The sequence below is a fragment of the Ignisphaera cupida genome (assembly GCF_030186535.1).
Lineage (GTDB): Archaea > Thermoproteota > Thermoprotei_A > Sulfolobales > Ignisphaeraceae > Ignisphaera > Ignisphaera cupida.
In genome coordinates this window covers 510,988-526,965 of the sequence record NZ_JASNVW010000001.1, presented here as the reverse complement: position 1 = coordinate 526,965, position 15,978 = coordinate 510,988, and the positions used below count along the sequence as shown (strand labels likewise).

The following is a 15,978-nucleotide window of genomic DNA, read 5'->3' as shown; positions in this document are numbered from 1 at the left end:
CAGATCATTTCTTTAAATTTGTGTCTGTCCTCTGTAATTTATTTTTAACATTGTATATCACTAATGCAATGTAATAAAGCAATCCTATTAATCCAAGAAAAATACATATATCGTTGATTATTGAAGCATATGATGGATTATACAGTGGGTTAACATCTACAGGATAAAACGGTCTTATATCTGAATAGAGTGGAGAATCCAGTAAAATGTGAAGAACAGTTCCGCTAACACCAGAAGCAACAAAGGCTTTCAGTTTTTTATTCCCATTTTCCAAGAGAAGTAACTTATATAAACTTTGGAAATATTTGTCGGTGGAGTACATGAATAGGGATAGGCCAACGCCAACAGGTATTGCCAGCAAGAATGTGTGGAAGTAGCCATGAAGAGGGTATGGAAGTCCAAGCACAAGCACTATAAATGGCTCTAGATCTAGCATCACATTGGCTAGTATAAATGTTGGTACATGAATAAATCTTTTCAGAGGAAGTCCAATTCCTAGTGCTGGACCTAGATGAAGAGGGGTTATGGGCATGGTTAAACACTAATTGTTTTACATTGGAATGCAATTTATCAAATAAAAAGAGTTAAATATTTATCCAAATGTTTGTTGTTAAAAATAAAAAGTTTTGTTGGTGAAGCTAATGCATGTTGCATTTGTGTCTGGGGGTAAGGATAGCTATTATGCTATTTATAGATATGGTCTTGGTGTTGACATGGGTTTGATGCTTTTATATGAATTTCCTAGGCCTAGTCCACATATTCTAAACTTGGGTAAGTCTGTTAAAACTCTTCTTCTATCTAGTATACCTGTGCTAATTACTAGAGTTAATAAGGGTAGGGAGTTTCAAGAAACAGTTGAAATTCTTAGGAAAGTTGGTGCTAATGTTGTTATTGCTGGTGATGTTTATATAGAGGATCATCTTAAATATATGGAGAGATTGGCGAAAGAGATTGGGGCAAAGCTTGTTGAGCCTTTGTGGGGTCTAGACCCTGTTGAAGTTCTTCACAAGGAGCTTGAGGTAGGTATAAAGCCTTTAATAATTGGCTGTGTAAATGGTTTGAGTAAGTGGCTTGGGGTTGAGCTAAGCTTGGATAATGTAGATTCTTTTATAGGTTTTACAAAAAACCTTGGTATTGATCCATTGGGTGAAAGAGGTGAGTATCATACAGTGGTTTTATCAGGTCCTCTTCACAAGGATGTGTTGAGGTATAAAGTTGTTGCTACAGAAAGTTATGGTGATTACATCATTTTGAGGTTGATATAATGAGAATTTCTATGCCATGTCATATCTATGAAGAGCTGTTGCTTAAAAGACTGATGGATGTTGTTAAGAGGTTTAGTTGTGACTGCATAGCCTTGAGTGGTGGTATAGACACATCAGTAATTCTTTTAGCGTCTGTGTTGACAGGTTTAAAGCCGAGGGGCTATCTTGTTATATACAGAAATGGGCTTCCAAAGGATGTTATTTATGTGAATCACATAGCTAAGGTGCTAAACATTCATGTAGAGCATCTCTTTGTAGACTCGAGTAATGTTGAAGAGATTGTGCAAAGAGTTGTTGAATGCATAGGCAAAGAAAATATTGATTCGCATGGCGATGGTGGATGCATTGAGATTAGAAATGACATAGTGTTTTACACATTTCTTAGTAAAGCTATTGATGATGGCTGCAAATGTATTTTCACTGGTAGTGGTGGTGACGAAATTTTTGTAGGCTATAGCTTCATGATGAATAAAGTTAGCTATGATCTTGAAAAGACTAGGGAAAAACTTGCATATGGTAGATACCCAGAGCTGGAAATAGGGAAATGTGTAGGGGCAAAAGTGGTTGCACCATTTTTAGAAGAATCGGTATTGGAGCTAGCTTTTAGAATACCCATAAACTGTTTGCGTTCTGAATCCATGTTAGGTAAAGAAATTCTTAGACAAATTCTTGAAAAGCATGGATTACACTTTATAGCAAATAGAGTTAAAACACCAGCAGAAAGTGGGGCGGGAACAAAAGCTGTTTGTAAATCCATTTACGATGAGTAGAAATAAAAACAACAAATATATTAAGTTGTATTAATTTATGTTAAATCTGTTTATGAGGGATATATTTGTGAAGGATGAGGCTTTGCGATGGCTTGATGAAGCCCTATGGGATTTAGAAACTGCTGAGATTCTGCATAGGGAGAAGAGATACAATGCCGCTGCTTTCTATTCACATCAAGCAGCTGAAAAAGCTTCTAAAGCGCTTCTCTATTATATTAATGAAGCTCCTTGGGGTCATAGTATTAGGGTGTTGCTTCAAAGATACTTCTCTGCAACAGGCTTAAATGTTATTGAAGACGTAATGATATGTGCACGAGAACTTGACAGACACTACATTCCCTCTAGATATCCTAATGCTCACCCAGCTGGAACACCTCATGAAGCTTATGATGAAAATACTTCTCGTAGAGCAATTGAATGTGCTAAAAAGGTTATTGAATATGTCAAAAAAGCTATTTACAAATGAATTAAGGAAAGTTGTATCAATTCTTGTAGAGAAATATAGGCCTATTGCTATAGTATTGTTTGGGTCTAGAGCTAGGGGAGATTATAAACCCTGGAGTGATTACGACATTTTAATTATAGCCGATTTCGATAGGCCATACCTAGAGAGAATAGGGGATATACTTGAAGTGCTTTCAGATATAGAACTACCCATAGAGCCTCATCCATATACATTGGAAGAAGCATTGAAAATGCTTAGCAAGGGAAACCCAGTAATTGTAGATGCTTTAAGCGAGGGAATGGTGCTTTACAAGAGTCCAGACTTCGAAAAATTAGTAAATAAGTTTAATGAAATGCTTAAAAAAGGATTGAAAAGGACAAATACATCAATAATTGTTCCAATTACGTAAATTAATCTAGATTTGCTAGATCAGCTTATTTTTATTATATGTGAATATTTTAAACTCTAAACTAGATATTCTGTTTTGTCTTCCAAGCCAGCTTCTCTAAAGGCCCTTTTTCTATTAATACAGCTTTCACATTTTCCACAATGTTTTTCATAGCCTTGGTAACAGCTCCAAGTCTTATAAATGAGATCTCCTATAAAGCTGTAGCATCTTCTTAAAAGCTCGCTCTTCCTAATCATCTCCTTTGACGGGGTCCATATCTTTAACTTGCCAATGTACTTTCTAAAATGGCATATGTTAAATGCGCTTTCCAGCGCAATAAAGCATTCTGGTGAACAGTCTGGATATCTTGGCCCCCAGTCCTCAGCAGGCTTTACATCATCATATTGAGACCCCAACACCAATGTTACATCCAATCCCTCTTTCTCAATCAATGTATATGCATAGGCTGCTGCAATGACAACCATAACCACATTTCTAAGAGGCACTACAACCGACGGCTTATACTCTTCTTCAACAGTCACACTCTCATCAACTAGTTGAGTGTTTTTCCAAAAGCTTTTCATAAATCCCATGTCAATTATGTGAAGCTTTTCTACAACTCCCCAACCTCTCTCCTTTGCCAATATATTTAATTTATCAATTAACTTCTTAATAACCTCAGTCTCTTTCCTCGAAGCTTTATGACCATAATTAAAGTGAAAAACCTCAGCATTAAATCCTTTAGCTAGAAACATGACAAGAGAGCAAAAGCTATCAGGACCCCCACTAACAATGGCTATAACCTTTCTATTAACATTATCTTTCAAGTGTTTTCACCGGCAATTTGCTGAAACGCATATAAATTAAAATTGATATTTAATAGGTTTTTATATTGAAAACATTAGGGGCTATCTTCAGCGATGATGAACCTCCACCGCTTTTGACTGATGATAGAAGAGAATTGCGCTGAGAACAAAAGTATTGTACATGGTTATGTAAAAGTCATGCAAAATAATATTTGGTAAAAGATTATAGTTTTGTAGTTATCTTTAGTAAATACGATAAATCTATTTCCTTGGGTTCAAAATCTCTTAACTTACCCTCTAAATACTCTTGGTAGCCAGCTAAATCCAATAATCCATGGCCACTCATATTAAATAGTATAACCACTTTCTCCCTTTTTCTTTTCGCCTCTAAAGCAATATCAATTGCAGCTTTTACAGCATGTGCGCTTTCTGGTGCTGGCACTATCCCCTCTGTTTTAGCAAATAGCCTACCAGCTTCAAAGACCTCTGTCTGATGATATGCAACAGGTTTGACAATACCTTTGTTAACTAACAAGGCTAGTGTTGGTGCTACCCCATGGTATCTAAGACCTCCTGCATGTATTGGTGGAGGTGTGTATTTATGTCCAATTGTATACATTTTTAGTAATGGTGTTAACCCAGCTGTATCACCAAAATCATATGTATAAATTCCTCTAGTCATTGATGGAACAGCCCTTGGCTCTACAGCTATGAACTTCAAATCTCTTTTTCTTCCTTTAATAACTGCCTCATAGTAAAAGGGGTAGGATATTCCAGCAAAATTGCTTCCACCACCAACACAACCAATAACGTAGTCTGGCATCTCTTCTCCTATAAGCTCCAACTGCTTAATAGATTCAAGACCAATAATTGTTTGATGCAGAAGAACATGATTTAATACAGAACCTAAGCAGTATTTGGTATTGGAATTAGTAAGAGCATCTTCAATAGCTTCGCTAATAGCTATGCCTAGAGATCCTGGATGATTAGGGTCTTTTTCAAGAATACTTCTACCAGCCTTGGTTAAGGTGCTTGGACTAGGTACTACCTCAGCTCCATAAAGATGCATTAGAATTCTTCTATATGGTTTCTGATCATAACTTGCCCTAACCATGTAAATCCTAACCTTTAAACTAAATAAGGCTCCCGCTAATGATAGTGCAGAACCCCATTGTCCAGCACCAGTTTCTGTGACTAGTCTTTCAACACCTTCAAGCTTATTGAAGTAGGCCTGGGCAAGAGCTGTATTAATCTTATGTGAGCCTGTAGGCAGAACACCCTCGTATTTATAGTATATCCTTGCTGGAGTATCAAGAAATTCTTCAAGCCTTTTAGCTCTAAGTAATGGTGTTGGTCTACCTAGTTCAGCATATAACTCTCTAAGTTCATTTGGTATTGGAATGAATCTATCCTCTGAGAACTCTTGGTTAATTAAAGATCTTGGAAATATCAATGAAAGATCTTCTGGTTTTACTATTGTGCCATTAGATTTAAGCATAGGTGGAAGCTTTTCGGGAAGATCAGGCACAATGTTGTACCAATATCTTGGTATCAAATCTATTGATTGAATAGATCTAATACTTAGATCCATTGGTGCATAATTTCACCAAAAGATAGAGAACTTCGTGGAATGGGTTAAAAAGCATTACTAAAATCAGAGTCGCCATGTTAATAGACGTAACCTTATGTAACTGATCTCCTCAATGCCTTAAAGGGCAAGAGCTTTAAGCCTCTATTTATGGTTACATCCGTCATTTGCTGAGCAGTTGAGGTGGTGAGAGATCCCTTCACCTGAACTTTTCTATGTTGTCAATCTCGCATTAAGCTCTTGGAAACAACCGATAACTAAACATTATCATCATTACTAAGAAATATGAAATAAAGAACTTATTAAATCTTCAACTGAAAGCTTCACCACCTATGCTAGATGTAAAGTTATGTATAAAATGCCGGGGGTGACCCGCTCCGTGCTCATTACAACCCCGGGACATCGGGGGTTTTGCACGGGCAACCGGGGCACTAGTATTTTTTGTTAGCAGGTATATAAGGTTTTCAGTAAGGGATGGAGCTCTTCATCTATCTGATTTGAAGTCACTCATCATCTTTGGTAAAAAGTTTTGTTATCACAGCTTTATATTATTTCTGTCTTTGTTAAAAATGTTTTAATGTGTCGTAGATGTTAAAGAATTCAAGTAATTTGAATGTTCCAGGTATTTATGTGCTTGTACTTGAGATTAGAAGCCGTGTTTGCTTGGATATAAACTCTCTTGGAAAACCATGTATAGCTTCTGGTCTTTATGGCTATGTTGGTTCTGCCAGGGGATTTGGTGGTATCGGAGCTAGGTTAAAGCATCATTTGAGAAAGAATAAGAAGAGGCTTTGGTGGCACATAGACTATCTAACAACACGGCAGGAAGTTGTTCCCATTTATATCATCTATGCTGAAACAGCAAAGGATTTTGAAGAAAAACTTGCAAATGCTATAGCAACTAATAAGTGTTGGGATGTGGGAGTATTAAGCTTTGGCTCATCAGATAAAAATTCTTTAACACACTTGTTTAAGTGTGTTTGTAGTAGAGATCAATGTTTTGAGACTCTTCTAGAAATATTTAATTTTCTTGGTCTCAAACCATTTAAACTTGGTCTCGAAGAATCAGTTCATCATTAGTTTTATGGCTTATTCACTAAAACTATGTATAATAAAAGCATTAGCCCTATAGCTATGAAAGCTACTCCAGCCACAAATCTAATACCTCTATAACTTATTTTAATACCAATGAGTTTTGCTAAAATAACTCCAATAGCATTTGCAAGAGCATAACCAATTACGCCACCAAGAAGAGTGGAGATCGGATCTCTAAAAATCATTGCATAGGAAGCTACTGTTAGCTGAGTCTTATCGCCTAGCTCAGACAAGAATACTGCAAAGAAACATGATGCAAGCCCTTTACTTATATTTGCAAAGCCTTTGTCTTTGCTAAACAAAATCCAGAAACCAATAAACATAAAAACTATGGCAGCACCAATCCTCGTAAAATAATTCTCTACAAAACCACCAATAAAACAACCAAGAAAAATAGGCAAAATATTTGCAGCTACAAAAGCACTTAGAGAAACAATGAAAATAGCTAAAAACCTTCTAGTATGCAAAGCAAGAAAAGCTGTAGAAAGCATTGTTTTATCCCCCAACTCAGCAAAAAACACAGATAAAGCTATAGTAAAAATCTCTACCAATGCATTAATACTTATCATATTCATCAATTTTTAATATGCCTAAGACAAAAATATAAGCATAGATTAATATAAGAATAACATAGACATCAATTACCAAAAAGTATAAAGCGCATCATAATACAATACTATTTGAACGAAAATGAAAATCTATGTGAAAGCAGAAAAATTTAGGGAAGTAATAAGTAAATGCATGAACTCACACATTGAGAGAATATTCTTTGGCATTGGAAAGATTGAGGTAAGTGCTTATAGAATTGTGGATATAATTGAATGCAAGAACATTGCTAAAAACCCAGAAACAGAGTTTTTAGCAGATCCCATGTGCATGTACAATGTTTATAAACAAGCAGAGGGGAAAGGACTTGAAATAATAGCTCTTATTCATAGCCATCCCGCGGATCCTGTACCCAGCAACCTCGATTTAAAAAACATGAGATTATGGGAAGTACCGTGGATAATAATAAACAATGTTAAAGGTTCCTACAAAGCCTGGACATACAATAAAGAAAAAGGTTTAGAGGAAATTGAGATTGTTGAGGAAGATTATTTTAATTAAAGGATAATAAAAATATAATGTTTTATATGTGATTCACAGGTGAATTATTAACTATCATGAAGAAATTCAATGTAAGCTTAATTAGAAGATAAAAATATTGTTGATTGCAAGATTAATGAATATGATAAATTCTGCCATCTAGGAGAAGCAATCTATTTAATAATATGCAAAAGATTTTTCTAAGACAATTGCCCTTAATTACCTAAGGTTTGCAAACTTTAGGGTTTTAGAATTGACTTTTCTATACTTTTATAGTTTCAGTTTTCAAGATTATGCAAACTATCAAGTTAAAGAGTATTTAAAAGTCTAAAGTTCATTTTAGTATACGTTTGGTGGAAAAATCTTATATACGACTAAATTCTCGTTGCTAGTGTTAGTGATTGTATATTCCTTAGCTCCCTCATAGGATATGAATAGCTCATCCTTTCCCACATTCTTTCCTTCAACATCGATGTTATTTACTCTTCCTTTTCCACTATGTACATAGAGTAGGAAAGGCCCTTTTTCACTAAATTTGATACTTGAACCAGGCTTTATTACTATCTCCTTTCCTGCAAATTTTCTTATTTTAATTGGGTTGAAAATCCATTTTTCAATGTATTCATTGGTTTCGGTAATAATTTCTGGTTTTAATCGATACTTTCTGTGAAACTTGGGGTCTTTGTTTACATCCCAATTAATCATTTCTAGTATTTCCTCTTCTGTTTTAGGGCCATTTAACAAGAATTGTTCCTTTGGCAAGATCTTGCCATTCCATAAAGCTTGTAGAATTGTTCCAACATCAGATTCTTCTTGTGCTTCAAGTGTCAAGAGAGTACATGGTGCATGTAGTACTCCTGAAAGCACATGAAAACCTTCTCCAACTCTACATAGATAAGCTGGGGAATAATCTAAGATGGTGTCATCACTCCACTGCTTTAAACGCTGCAGTATTTCCTCCTCTGAAACATCTGGAAAAAGACCTAGATGTACGTATGGTGTTGGCCCTATTTCTTCATGTGGTAAGTAGTAGTATGCTTCCTCTTTGGGATTAGAACGCCAATATTTTCTCGCGTGATATTCCATGGCATGGAAATGCAACGGTATTTGCACTCCTGGATCCAATAACTTTGTTAGAACACCAAAAGAGTAGTTATTTAATTTAGCATAGGGTCCAAGAAGAACCTCAGGTAATGCTTTTATGGCATCTCGAAAAAACATTTCTGCAACCTCAGCCTCATGAGTAAACACAATTTTTGATAAGCCATAGGTTTCTGAGCCAAGTACGGATACACAAGAAGCTAGCCATCGTTCACTAAACCATCCCAAACCCTCAACATAATTCTTCTTAACACCAAGTCTACCTAGTGAAGGATAAAACCTAGCTACAAAATTAGGTTTCAATTTTAGTATGCCATCATTGAGTTCAAGTTCTCTCTGTAGGAGCTTCTCAAAATCCATATGCACCCCAAACATTACCTCCTTTTATATAGCTTTAAAAACTTAACAATAACAAATCTTAGTTAATGAAACTAATAAAATTAAATAAGGAAATAAATGATTTTTAAGTACAACCAAAAACTCAAATAACATTGTAATTATCTAATATTTTCAATATTAAATAATTGCACAGTCCGAGCTCATCATTATTGTTAAGATCAGAGTAACTATTTTTGTGTATTGACATCATATATCATTGGCACACTTCATGCAGTATATCATGTCAAACATTTATGTATAAAACATAAATTGCAATTATAATAAGACACATGCTTTATCTTCTCATTTTTGCTCACAACATATTACATGGCGGGCCCGCGGGGATTTGAACCCCGGGTCTCCGGCTCCGGAGGCCGGCGCTTTATCCAAGCTAAGCTACGGGCCCTTTCTATAGTTTTTGACAAAGAAGTTTATCAGCTTTGTAGTATGTGCTGACCTTCTCCTCGCTCTTAAGGGTGAGGGTTCTTGTTAGAGCTGGGAGGGTTTGGTTCTGGGCCTGGTCTCCGACCCGTCGCCCCTACTCCTCTCGGGGCTTGGGTTATTGATTTATCATTGCCTTGGAGGCATAGACTTGACCATATGCATCTAGTATTTCTATTGAGTATTGCTAGAGATTAACCTCCGAGACTCACACATACCAATCATCATCAGAGATATCAGAGAACACATAGCTTACAAATTTCCATCCCCACCCCAAAGGACGAGACTTTCAATTGTTGTAATGATTTTAGATGTTTGTTAAAAAAAGGATTTGTTTTTGGCTAAAAGTTTATTGTGTTTGTTTTGGTTTTAGATATATTTTTCCTCCTATTATTGTGTTGTTTGGTATTAGGACTCTTGTTCCATCAGCTTTAATTACTGTTGTGAAGAGTGTTGCAACATCTTCTACGACACCATCTTCACCAGCAATAACAACGCTATCACCTATTCTAAATGGTCTTGCAATTAATAGGAAAAGCCCTGCTACTGCCTGTCCCAAAACTTGTTGCGATGCAAAGCCTATGACAATACCAAGAAAACCTCCTAGCGCAACACCGGCTGCACCTCCAGCAACCCCTCCAGCTATTGCAGCAACCATTGCACCTACACCAACTATTCTAACAACATTTCTTATGGCAGCAGCTGTTGGATGATCATATTTTGCTCTTGTTGCCCAGTAAAAGAATGTTGCAATGCCGCTAACAATCAGGTAGCCAAACAGCAAAGCAAGCAATATTTGTACATAGATCTCATAATCAGTTACCACTATATTGTGTTGAGGTAACAAAGTTGATATGACATAGTGAACAGCAGCAAAGATAAGCACATACAACACAATATATAGCACAACCCTTACAATAGAAGCTGAAGCTCTCTTGGCAATTTCGCTAGAGGATAACTGTTGTTGCTGGGCCATGCACCTTTACACCCACTTCACTACATCCTTTCCTAAATTATAAACTTTGCGGATATGGGGATTAAATGTTAGACAAGCTGATGTGAAGAAACTTTTTAAGGATGCAAAACATAGATTAAAATGTGTTTGAAGTGATGTTATGTAGCAAATCTGAAAATGTGATGAGGGGCTCTATTCTGAACTAGCTTTCTCCAAACAGCTTCTAATCTTTCTCCAACTCGCATTAAGATCTTCTGGAATCACCTTTGCATTTGCTATAACAGGCATGAAATTTGTATCTCCATTCCATCTTGGAACAACATGTATATGCAAATGACCCTCTATTCCGGCCCCAGCGGCTTTACCAATGTTAGCACCAATGTTAAAGCCTTGCGGATTATAGCAATTTCTAAGAGCTTTTAAAACAATTGACACGGTTTTAACCAAGTCTAATAACTCATCATCAGAAAGCATTTCAAAACTTGGTACATGCCTAGTTGGAGCAATCATTACATGGCCATTGTTATAGGGGTATCTATTCAACAATGCTATGCTGTATCTAGATCTATAAACGACATGATTTGTAGCATCATCTTGGTTTAGCGCCTTGCAAAATATACATTCACCACTGTGGTACTGCACCACATAAGATTCTCTCCATGGCGCCCACAAAATCTTTCTTTCACTAGTCACGAGGCATTGTCACCTAACTCAATCATTGCTTCAACTCACATATTAATCAAACCTCTATTAAAGTTTTTCATAAATCAAGTAATAGACAAGTAAAACATCATGTACAAAGTTACGTAAATTGCTATGGAAATAGATAGAAAAGAAACCATTGGAATACCCCAAGAAACAACAATTATAGTATCTTTGGGTAGTTTCTCCAACTTCTTTTTCCATGCATCATCATCTTCATATATGTTGAAAGTAAGTCTATCGATAATACCTGGAACATAGACAGGGTAATAGAATTTTTTCTTCAAATACTCCTCTACACGCATAAACCTATTGAAAACTATAAGAAATAGTTTTCTGCATAGAGAAAGGTTAAGTTGCTGAATTTCCCTATATTTAATAATGTTGGAAATAGCATTTTCTAGAATGAATAACACCATGATGATTGAATGGATTATTAAAAGCCATAGTATTGGAGGCAAGAAATTAAGTAAAAAGATGTAAATATTGTTTTCTGTAAACATTTTGTAATTGCATGCAAACAGTCTATTAAATGGATATAAAGCAGCAAATGAGATCATCCCCATGAAGTCTGCTCCACCAAGAAGATTAAAAACAAAGACTAGAACAGCTATGAGAATAACTAAGAATGTTGTTATACCTATTTGAAAAAGCAAAATGCTGTTAACACAATGGTTTTTCATTAGGAATATGTAGATAGCATTCATTGCAACACCAGTAGATATGGGAATTATCCATATCTTTGGATTAATTTCTCTAGTCTTCCAATCGAAAAAACCTGCAAGAACAAATGAAGATAGTGCTACGATAGCTATAACATATTCTATTACCGTCTCCAAAGCTTTATCTCCAATACTCTCAATTGGAAACGTTACTACTACTCTGGATCTCTAATACCAACTTCAGTTATTGCAAAAACAGCTTCACTCTCGGGTAGGTGTGGTGCATCAACAATTCTTGCAATTCTTCTATTACCTCTACTCTTCTTTAACTGAACTCTAACACCAGGTGCGTGATAAAGTACATGACCACCTATAGCTGTTGTTGGATCTCCATAGAATACATCAGGTCTTGCCATAACCTGATTCGTTACAACAACAGCAACATCAAATAATTCGGCAAGAGACATTAATTGGTGGAGGTGTCTATTAAGTTTTTGCTGTCTTACTGCAAGATTTTCTCGTCCTGGGTATTCAGCTCTAAAATGACCTGTTACTGAATCTACTACTACAAGTCCTATGTCTTCTTTGGGAATAAGCTCTTTTAGCTCCTCAACAACAGCCATTTGATGATCACTGTTAACAGCTCTAACATAAAAGATGTTCTCCATTGTTTTATCTGGATCAAGACCAAGCCCTCTTGCCATTGCCTCTATTCTCTCCCATCTGAAAGTGCCTTCAGTATCGATATATACAGCTTTTCTACTAAGACCTCCTTTCTCAAGTGGTAACTGAACATTTACTGCAAGTTGGTGACATAACTGAGTTTTTCCACTACCAAACTCACCAAAGAACTCTGTTATTGTTTTAACCTCAACACCTCCACCAAGCAGGTTATCAAGATTCTTACTACCTGTAGTTATTTTCGGTAGGCTCATTCTCTCCTTCTTTATTTCCAAAGCTGTTTTAAATCCGAGACCAAGAGCAGCTCTTGCTTGTGATACAAGTTTTTGCACAGTTGGAAGAGGAATGGCAAGATTTTGACTAAGCTCTTGTGGGTTAGCAGCAGCTAGTGCTTCTATAGTTGTTATTCCCATTTCCTGCAGTTTTTTAAGTATTGTAGATGATATTCCAAGATCCTCTAAGCTCTTCACCTTTCTCTCAGCTGCAGACACACTTTCACCCAAACTCAGTGCTAATATATTAGAAAAAAGCTAATATATTGTTAGAGTCTAGAGCGAAACAAACCATATTCAAAAAGCCTTATATTGAACTAGAAACATTTTGCATAAAAATAGTATTCACACACCATGTGGTGCAAAATCGTTGCGATTACTGCTTATACACGCTAAAGAATTTTGGTATAAAGCAAGAGAAAAAGCTGTTGAGAAAGCTGAGGCAATTACAGATGAAATTGCTGAGAAAAATCTTGAGAACGTTCTTGTTGTTTTCACAACTATTGAAGAAGGCGATGAAAAAAATGTTGAAGCTGTTATTGAGAATGCAGTACAACAAGTTTTAGAAACATATAAAAATGTTGAAGCCAAAAACATTCTCGTTTATCCATATGCACACTTATCATCTTCTTTAGCACCACCTGAAACAGCTAAGAAAATTCTTGATGAATTTGCTAACAGATTAAGGATGTTGGTAGGTGAAGACAAGGTTTATAGAGCTCCATTTGGATGGTATAAAGAGTTTAAGCTTCATTGTTATGGACATCCACTAAGTGAGTTGTCTAAGACTATAAAACCAGTTGAAAAAATCACTAGAAGATCTATTGAGAAGAAGTATTACATTCTAACACCTGAAGGTGCTTTAATAAAGCCTGAGGAATATAGTTTTAAAGATGATGAATTTAAAATACTTGTTGAGAAGGAGGTGTTTAGAAAAGAAGTTGAGGGTGGTCAGGGCAAGGTTTACCAATATCTAAGAAAATTTGGTTTTGAATGGGAAGATCTTTCAGATAAGGGTCATATGAGATTTGAACCTCATGCAACTATAATATTCGAAGCTGTTTCCCAATATTCCTGGAATACAGCAAATGATCTTGGAATACCAGTTTTTAGGGTTAAGGGCACAAACATGTTTAGTTTAAATGCTGAAGCTGTTAAACAGCATGCTGAGTTGTTTGGAGAAAGAATGTATGAAGTTGAAATGGATGTAGATAGATTTATTCTTAGATTTGCTGCATGCTATCAGCAATTTTCAATATTAAAAGACTGGGTCTTGAGCTATAAAGATCTTCCGCTTGGAATGTTTGAAGTAGCTGATAGTTATAGGTATGAGCAAAGTGGTGAACTTGTTCTGGGGTTTAGGCTAAGAAGATTTCACATGCCTGATTTGCATATATTGACAAAGGATCTTGAGGAGGCTAAGAAAATAGCTCTTCTTGTACGAAACAAGATTATTGAGGAAGCTAGGAAAGTTGGTAGAGAGTATTTAGCTATATACAATGTTACAGAGGATTTTCTCAATACACATTTCAACTTTATTGTAGAGCTTGTTAAAAATGAGGGTAAGCCAGTACTTGTAACGGTGTATCCTGCAGGCATATACTACTGGGTTATAAATGTTGAGTATGTGATAATCGATGAGCTTAATAGACCAAGGGAAATAGCGACATGGCAAATAGATGTTGGAAACGCGAAAAGGTTTAACATAAGATATATTGATGAAAATGGTAATGAGAAATATCCTGTAATAATACATACTGCTATTATAGGCTCTATAGAGAGATATATATACATGGTTTTTGACACTATTGCGAAAAAGGAAAAAGAAGGTGTTCCACCAACATTACCACTTTGGCTTTCACCAATACAAGTTAGGGTAATTCCCGTATCTAGAGAGTATTTAGAGTATGCAGTGAAGAATGCACAAATACTTATGTCGCATGGAATTAGGGTTGATATAGATGATAGGGATGAGAGTTTAGGTAAAAAAATTCGTGATGCAGGAGTTGAGTGGATACCCTATGTAGTAGTTGTTGGTGAAAGAGAAGCTAAAACAAATACAGTAAATGTTAGGATCAGAACTGAGGGAGTGCAAAAAAGCATGACAATAGATGAGTTTATTAAAGTTCTTGAGAAAGAATTAGAAGGGTATCCAAAAGTTAGTATGGCCATGCCCATCTATTTAAGCAAAAGACCCACACTAAGCTATATTCAGCCTGTAAAACCATAGTGATGAACTGTTGCCCACACTGATGAAATGATGATATGAACCTCCTCTGATTATATGAATTCTTTGAATTCTCATGGTGTATTCATTGTGAAGTTCTTTATTAGAGTTCCACTAAAAGTAACACTATTTGGAGAACATGCTGTAGTACATGGAAAACCTGCAATAGCATCTACTTTACCAATTCATGTTAGTATTGAAGCAATGGATATAGATGGTGATAGACTTATTATAACATTTAATAATGTTTTATTGCCCATAGAAAGTCTGGCTCTTGATAGAAAAAATACAAAAATAATTGAAGTTAAAACAAATGAGGAAACTATAAAAAAGTTTATCAACTATATCACCACAGCACTTGATATATGTGAGGATGAGGTTAGACCAGGTAAAAGAAAGGGATTTTTAATTGACTTAAAAAGTCCTGTACCAACTGGAGTGGGCTTGGGAACATCAGCCGCTGTATCTGTTGGAACCATTATGCTTTGCTTAGCATCATATCTTTCGACAACTGATGTTGAAAAAAATCTTGTTGCAAAACTTTCTTGGGCTACGGAGCAAAGAGTTCAAGGTGCAGCCAGTCCTATGGATACATACACCATAACGTTTGGTGGCATTAGATATATTGATCCATCGACTCCTAAGGCGGAGTTCATTGAATCGCCAATAAAAATGAATTTTATTATTGGTTATACACAAAAGAGATTTACGACGGGAATGCTTGTAAGAGTTGTAAAGGAGCGGTTGAGAAAACTTCAAAGTATGACTCACATTATTGATGCTATTGGTGGTGTTGTTGAAGAGGCTAAAAACTATATTTTAAGAGGGGATGTGGAATCAGTTGGAATGTTGATGAACATAAATCATGGATTACTTGACGCACTAGGTGTTGTAACTCAGGAGCATCATGTAATAGTTAATATGCTTAGAGAAGCAGGTGCTTTAGGGGCAAAGACTTCTGGCGCTGGTGGTGGAGGAGCATTTATTGCATTAGCTAGAGATGAAAAGCATGCAGAAATTCTGAAGAGTGTCGTAAAAACACTTGGCGCTACAGTTGTCGCAACAAGTCTTGGATTTAGTGGTGTAGAGATTTTAGAGAAGCAGTAGATGTGATAA

The 15,978-nt window shown here is 36.0% G+C and carries 18 protein-coding genes and 1 tRNA gene; 9 read left to right on the top strand and 10 right to left on the bottom strand.

The window, feature by feature from the left end:
• Positions 1-4: 4 nt before the first annotated feature.
• Positions 5-532 carry a hydrolase gene (locus QPL79_RS02930; protein ID WP_285273283.1) on the bottom strand — a complete coding sequence of 176 codons (528 nt, stop codon included), beginning with the start codon at positions 530-532 and terminating at the stop codon, positions 5-7.
• 109 nt (positions 533-641) lie between these two features.
• Between QPL79_RS02930 and QPL79_RS02925 the strand changes: the two genes are divergently transcribed.
• The 4 genes from QPL79_RS02925 to QPL79_RS02910 are packed head-to-tail and all read left to right on the top strand — an operon-like array spanning position 642 to position 2,889.
• A complete protein-coding gene (locus tag QPL79_RS02925) occupies positions 642-1,265 on the top strand; it encodes a TTX_0299 family putative ATP pyrophosphatase (RefSeq protein WP_285273282.1) in 624 nt (207 codons plus the stop codon).
• Positions 1,265-2,035, top strand: a complete 771-nt coding sequence (locus tag QPL79_RS02920; RefSeq protein ID WP_285273281.1) for an asparagine synthase C-terminal domain-containing protein — start codon at positions 1,265-1,267, stop codon at positions 2,033-2,035. The genes QPL79_RS02925 and QPL79_RS02920 overlap by 1 nt, the downstream gene beginning before the upstream one ends.
• Positions 2,036-2,072: 37 nt before the next feature.
• On the top strand, positions 2,073-2,501 hold the full coding sequence (locus QPL79_RS02915; RefSeq protein ID WP_285273280.1) for a HEPN domain-containing protein: 429 nt from the start codon (positions 2,073-2,075) through the stop codon (positions 2,499-2,501).
• The gene (locus tag QPL79_RS02910) at positions 2,476-2,889 is read left to right on the top strand and encodes a nucleotidyltransferase domain-containing protein (protein WP_285273279.1); all 414 of its coding nucleotides are present in this window, start codon (positions 2,476-2,478) and stop codon (positions 2,887-2,889) included. The genes QPL79_RS02915 and QPL79_RS02910 overlap by 26 nt, the downstream gene beginning before the upstream one ends.
• A gap of 56 nt (positions 2,890-2,945) precedes the next feature.
• Here the strand turns inward: QPL79_RS02910 and QPL79_RS02905 are convergent, their stop codons facing one another.
• Both QPL79_RS02905 and QPL79_RS02900 read right to left on the bottom strand, forming a co-directional pair.
• Positions 2,946-3,695, bottom strand: a complete 750-nt coding sequence (locus tag QPL79_RS02905) for a 7-cyano-7-deazaguanine synthase (protein WP_285273278.1) — start codon at positions 3,693-3,695, stop codon at positions 2,946-2,948.
• Positions 3,696-3,897: 202 nt separating this feature from the next.
• Complete coding sequence (locus QPL79_RS02900) at positions 3,898-5,265, bottom strand: TrpB-like pyridoxal phosphate-dependent enzyme (RefSeq protein ID WP_285273277.1); 1,368 nt, start codon at positions 5,263-5,265, stop codon at positions 3,898-3,900.
• Positions 5,266-5,850: 585 nt separating this feature from the next.
• Between QPL79_RS02900 and QPL79_RS02895 the strand changes: the two genes are divergently transcribed.
• Complete coding sequence (locus QPL79_RS02895) at positions 5,851-6,342, top strand: GIY-YIG nuclease family protein (RefSeq protein WP_285273276.1); 492 nt, start codon at positions 5,851-5,853, stop codon at positions 6,340-6,342.
• Positions 6,343-6,344: 2 nt separating this feature from the next.
• On the opposite strand, the gene QPL79_RS02890 is transcribed toward QPL79_RS02895, so the two are convergent.
• Entirely contained in the window at positions 6,345-6,926 is a 582-nt protein-coding gene (locus QPL79_RS02890) for a TMEM165/GDT1 family protein (protein WP_285273275.1), read from the bottom strand.
• A 172-nt stretch (positions 6,927-7,098) separates the two neighbouring features.
• On the opposite strand from QPL79_RS02890, the gene QPL79_RS02885 reads away from it, so the two are divergent.
• Complete coding sequence (locus tag QPL79_RS02885) at positions 7,099-7,464, top strand: M67 family metallopeptidase (protein WP_285273274.1); 366 nt, start codon at positions 7,099-7,101, stop codon at positions 7,462-7,464.
• Between the two features lie 318 nt (positions 7,465-7,782).
• Here QPL79_RS02885 and QPL79_RS02880 read toward each other — a convergent pair whose 3' ends face one another.
• Positions 7,783-8,904 carry a cupin domain-containing protein gene (locus QPL79_RS02880; protein WP_285273273.1) on the bottom strand — a complete coding sequence of 374 codons (1,122 nt, stop codon included), beginning with the start codon at positions 8,902-8,904 and terminating at the stop codon, positions 7,783-7,785.
• 346 nt (positions 8,905-9,250) lie between these two features.
• Positions 9,251-9,328 (bottom strand) — tRNA-Arg (locus QPL79_RS02875).
• 80 nt (positions 9,329-9,408) lie between these two features.
• Here QPL79_RS02875 and QPL79_RS02870 point away from each other — a divergent pair.
• Complete coding sequence (locus QPL79_RS02870; protein ID WP_285273272.1) at positions 9,409-9,561, top strand: hypothetical protein; 153 nt, start codon at positions 9,409-9,411, stop codon at positions 9,559-9,561.
• A gap of 151 nt (positions 9,562-9,712) precedes the next feature.
• Here the strand turns inward: QPL79_RS02870 and QPL79_RS02865 are convergent, their stop codons facing one another.
• The 4 genes from QPL79_RS02865 to radA all read right to left on the bottom strand — a co-directional run bounded on the left by QPL79_RS02865 (position 9,713) and on the right by radA (position 12,854).
• Positions 9,713-10,339 carry a mechanosensitive ion channel domain-containing protein gene (locus QPL79_RS02865; protein ID WP_285273271.1) on the bottom strand — a complete coding sequence of 209 codons (627 nt, stop codon included), beginning with the start codon at positions 10,337-10,339 and terminating at the stop codon, positions 9,713-9,715.
• 171 nt (positions 10,340-10,510) lie between these two features.
• Positions 10,511-11,011 (bottom strand): HIT family protein, encoded by a 501-nt coding sequence (locus QPL79_RS02860; protein ID WP_285273270.1) that lies wholly within the window; start codon positions 11,009-11,011, stop codon positions 10,511-10,513.
• A gap of 74 nt (positions 11,012-11,085) precedes the next feature.
• Positions 11,086-11,859 (bottom strand): hypothetical protein, encoded by a 774-nt coding sequence (locus QPL79_RS02855; RefSeq protein WP_285273269.1) that lies wholly within the window; start codon positions 11,857-11,859, stop codon positions 11,086-11,088.
• Between the two features lie 38 nt (positions 11,860-11,897).
• The gene (gene radA / locus QPL79_RS02850) at positions 11,898-12,854 is read right to left on the bottom strand and encodes a DNA repair and recombination protein RadA (RefSeq protein WP_285273268.1); all 957 of its coding nucleotides are present in this window, start codon (positions 12,852-12,854) and stop codon (positions 11,898-11,900) included.
• A 151-nt stretch (positions 12,855-13,005) separates the two neighbouring features.
• Between radA and QPL79_RS02845 the strand changes: the two genes are divergently transcribed.
• Together QPL79_RS02845 and mvk are read left to right on the top strand one after the other, a co-directional pair.
• On the top strand, positions 13,006-14,865 hold the full coding sequence (locus QPL79_RS02845) for a threonine--tRNA ligase (protein ID WP_285273267.1): 1,860 nt from the start codon (positions 13,006-13,008) through the stop codon (positions 14,863-14,865).
• A gap of 87 nt (positions 14,866-14,952) precedes the next feature.
• Entirely contained in the window at positions 14,953-15,969 is a 1,017-nt protein-coding gene (gene mvk / locus QPL79_RS02840) for a mevalonate kinase (protein ID WP_285273266.1), read from the top strand.
• Positions 15,970-15,978: the final 9 nt, after the last annotated feature.